The sequence below is a fragment of the uncultured Thiocystis sp. genome (genome assembly GCF_903866365.1).
GTDB lineage: Bacteria > Pseudomonadota > Gammaproteobacteria > Chromatiales > Chromatiaceae > Chromatium.
On sequence record NZ_CAIPNF010000503.1, the window covers coordinates 1 to 3,427 of the forward strand.

The following is a 3,427-nucleotide window of genomic DNA, read 5'->3' on the forward strand; positions in this document are numbered from 1 at the left end:
CGTGGCGGGTGTCCAGCGGTCGAAGCGGGCAGTATAGTCCAGCAGCGCCGCGTCGCCGCGCGCGCGGATCGCGCGGATGATGTCGGCAACGGTTTGCTGGACCCGGTCGTCGGAGACCGAATCCCAGGCGAGAAGCCCGGCGAGGCGAGTCTGGAAATCGGCGTCCAAGGTGGAGAGACGTTGGATATCGGTCACGGCGGTTTCACTCAGTATCATGTCGTTCGTCGATCCGGCGGTTACCATTCCTTCGGGGTGAAGCGATCGTCATTGCGGACGAGGATCGCATCCCCGCTTTGCGCGAGCACGAACAAACCCTGGCGATAGGCAAAGCGGGCCACCTCGTCGGGCAAGACCATCGCGGCCACCGCGCCCATCAGCCGATAGCCCGCGTATTGCGGATAGAAGCCTTTGAAACGTTCGAGCCGGGATAGATGCTCTTGGACGTCCTCGACCGTCAGACGGCTCTTGCACTCCACGGCGACGGCATGCACGGCATTGGTGATCAGCAGATCGATCTCCATGCCCTCTTGGCCGTCGTCGCCGATCGCCGTCAGGTCGCGCATCACCTGGTGGACTTCCAGACCGCGCGCGCGAAACAGTCGCAGCACGGCCGGACGAACCATTTCCTCGACGAATTCGCCAAGCCGGTTATGCCAACTCCCGAAACTCTTGCTCAGTTCCTTGACGATGCGGCCGGTCTCTGCGAGTTTGCGATCCGTTTCCTGGAATGTTTCCTGGAATTTGCGATCTGTTTCCTGAAATTTGCGATCCGTTTCCTGGAATTTGCGATCCGTTTCCTGAAATCTTCGAGCTATTTCCTTGAATTGTTGATCGGTCTCCCGGAACAGTATCAAGATCTCTTCGTAGCTGGTTGCCATGACACACCTCGCCTCTAGGGAGTGAACGACCTGGATCAGGCATCGTTTCTTGCGATCACCGCCTCGCGCAACGACTCCAGCAACGCCGTGACCGCATCGTGTTTCATCTTCCAGGACGCCTTGTTGACCACCAGGCGTGAGCTGATATCGGCGATGTGTTCCAGCGCGACCAGTCCATTGGCCTTGAGCGTGTTGCCGCTCTCGACCAGATCGACGATCAGGTCGGCCAGCCCGACCAGTGGGGCGAGCTCCATCGAGCCGTAGAGCTTGATGATTTCGACCTGTTGACCCTTGGCGGCGAAATAACGTTCCGCGCTATGGACATATTTGGTGGCGATCCGCAGCCGTCGGGAGGTCGGCACCGGGGTATTCGGAAGCCCGGCGACCATCAGGCGACAACGGGCGATCCCCAGATCCAGCGGTTCATAGAGCCCTTCGCCGCCGTGTTCCAGCAAGACATCCTTGCCAGAGACACCGAGATCCGCCGCGCCATATTGAACGTAGGTCGGCACGTCGCTGGCGCGGATGATGACGAATTTGACCCGTGGATTGCTGGTCTCCAGGATCAGTTTGCGGCTGATCTCGGGATCCTCAAGCGGCGCGATGCCGGCATGCGCGAGCAGCGGCAGGGTCTGTTCGAGGATGCGGCCCTTGGAGAGCGCGATGGTCAGGGGAGCGTTCAGATTCATGGCGTCGCCATCCGGCTTTCCCCGGCGACGCGCTGGATGCACGCGCCCAGGGCAAGGAGTTTGGATTCGATGTTGTCATAGCCGCGATCCAGATGATAGATGCGGTCGATCAGGGTCTCGCCGGAGGCGACCAAACCCGCCAGCACCAAACCGGCGGAGGCGCGCAGATCGGTGGCCATGACCGGCGCGGCGGTGAGGCGTTCGACCCCGCGGCAGATGGCGACATTGCCCTCGACCCGAATATCGGCGCCCATGCGCTGCAACTCCGGGACATGCATGAAGCGGTTCTCGAAGATCGCTTCGGTGACCGTCCCGACGCCTTCGGCGATGCTGTTGAGCGCGCAGAACTGAGCCTGCATGTCGGTGGGGAAGGCGGGATGCGGCGCGGTATGAATATCCACGGCGCGCGGGCGGCGGCCTTGCATATCGAGTTCGATCCAGTCCGGTCCGGTCGTGATCGCGGCGCCTGCCTCGCGCAGTTTCTGCAGGACCGCGTCCAGACACTCCGGGCGTGTCTCCCGCACCCGGATCCGACCGCCGGTCATGGCCGCGCCGACCAGGAAGGTGCCAGTTTCGATCCGGTCCGGCATCACCCGATAGTCCGCGCCACCAAGCCGCTCGACGCCCTGGATGCGAATTCGGTCCGTGCCGGCGCCCTCGATGCGCGCGCCCAGGGCATTCAGAAAGTCCGCGAGATCGACCACCTCGGGTTCGCGCGCGGCGTTTTCGATCAGCGTCTCGCCCTGCGCCAGGGTCGCCGCCATCATCAGATTCTCGGTGCCGGTGACGGAGACCATCTCCATCACCAGACGGGCACCCTGCAACCGCGCGGCCCGCGCCCGGATATAGCCGCTCTCGACAGTCACGTCGGCGCCCATGGCGCGCAGTCCGTCGAGATGAAGATTGACCGGACGCGCGCCGATCGCGCAGCCGCCGGGAAGCGACACGTCCGCGCGACCGTAGCGGGCCACCAGCGGCCCCAGCACCAGAATCGAGGCGCGCATGGTCTTCACCAGCTCATAGGGGGCGACACAACTGGTGAGCGTGGAGGGTTCCGCCCGCACCTCGTCGCCTTCGCGCGTCAAACGGGCGCCCATCCGACCCAGCAGCGCCAGGGTCGTGGCAATATCGCGCAGGCGCGGAATATTCGTGAGCGTGACCGGCGCCTCGGCCAGCAGGGTGGCGGCCAGGATCGGCAGGGCAGCGTTCTTGGCGCCCGAGGCGCGCACCTCGCCCTGCAAGGCGGGGCCGCCGCTGATCAGAAGTTTATCCATGGAATGATTTGGCGAAACCGAAAAAGTGGCAGTGAATTGGAGAAGGGAAGAACCGCGTCAATCCGCGACTGGCATGGTCGGCATGGTTGGCGCCAGGGTCGGAACCGGCGTCATCTGTCGTTGCTGACGCGGTTTAACTCTTCAGCGGCAGAATGCTCTGGAGGTTCGAAAAGGTCGCGATCCGGTTCAGCGAGTCCGGGAGCTGGCGATAAGTCAAACGAATGCCGTGCTCGCGGGCTATCTCCGCCCATTCGAGCAGCAGCGCCAGACCCGCGCTGTTGGCGGCATCCAGGTCGGACAGGTCAATCTCCAGATGCGCCAGTCCCCGCGCGGCCTGCTCCCGGAACAAGGTGCCCGCCTCATTGGCCAGTCCGGTGACGGTACTGAAATCAAGCGTCCCGGACAGACACCAGCGGCCGGGGCCACAGGGCGCGAGACGAGACCGGCTCAATTCAGCCCCTGAGTATTCATGTCGCTCATCTTCGCGACCAGTCCGTCGATCCCAGTCTGGCGGATCTCGTTGGCGAAACTGCTGCGGTAGTTCCCGACCAGGCTGGCGTTGTTGATCACGACATCGTAAACCTTC

At 63.3% G+C, this 3,427-nt stretch carries 6 protein-coding genes; all 6 read right to left on the minus strand.

Annotated features, from left to right (window positions below; genetic code table 11):
* The coding region (locus tag QZY07_RS27245) for a histidinol dehydrogenase (RefSeq protein ID WP_295409700.1) at positions 1-195 on the minus strand (195 nt) is incomplete at its 3' end.
* 41 nt (positions 196-236) lie between these two features.
* Complete coding sequence (locus tag QZY07_RS27250) at positions 237-878, minus strand: DUF3782 domain-containing protein (protein WP_295409690.1); 642 nt, start codon at positions 876-878, stop codon at positions 237-239.
* A gap of 35 nt (positions 879-913) precedes the next feature.
* On the minus strand, positions 914-1,567 hold the full coding sequence (gene hisG, locus QZY07_RS27255; RefSeq protein ID WP_295409693.1) for an ATP phosphoribosyltransferase: 654 nt from the start codon (positions 1,565-1,567) through the stop codon (positions 914-916).
* A complete protein-coding gene (gene murA, locus QZY07_RS27260; protein WP_295409695.1) occupies positions 1,564-2,841 on the minus strand; it encodes a UDP-N-acetylglucosamine 1-carboxyvinyltransferase in 1,278 nt (425 codons plus the stop codon). The genes hisG and murA overlap by 4 nt, the downstream gene beginning before the upstream one ends.
* Positions 2,842-2,974: 133 nt before the next feature.
* Positions 2,975-3,292, minus strand: coding sequence for an STAS domain-containing protein (locus tag QZY07_RS27265; RefSeq protein ID WP_295409698.1), 318 nt, complete (start codon positions 3,290-3,292; stop codon positions 2,975-2,977).
* Positions 3,289-3,427 (minus strand): ABC transporter substrate-binding protein (locus QZY07_RS27270; protein ID WP_295409703.1); only part of this gene is annotated, 139 nt, incomplete at its 5' end. The genes QZY07_RS27270 and QZY07_RS27265, both read right to left, overlap by 4 nt.

Excerpts from the sequence above, each read along its gene's own strand:
- hisG (WP_295409693.1), bottom strand. The coding sequence starts at position 1,567 with ATGAATCTGAACGCTCCCCTGACCATCGCGCTCTCCAAGGGCCGCATC.
- murA (WP_295409695.1), bottom strand. The coding sequence starts at position 2,841 with ATGGATAAACTTCTGATCAGCGGCGGCCCCGCCTTGCAGGGCGAGGTG.
- QZY07_RS27250 (WP_295409690.1), bottom strand. The coding sequence starts at position 878 with ATGGCAACCAGCTACGAAGAGATCTTGATACTGTTCCGGGAGACCGAT.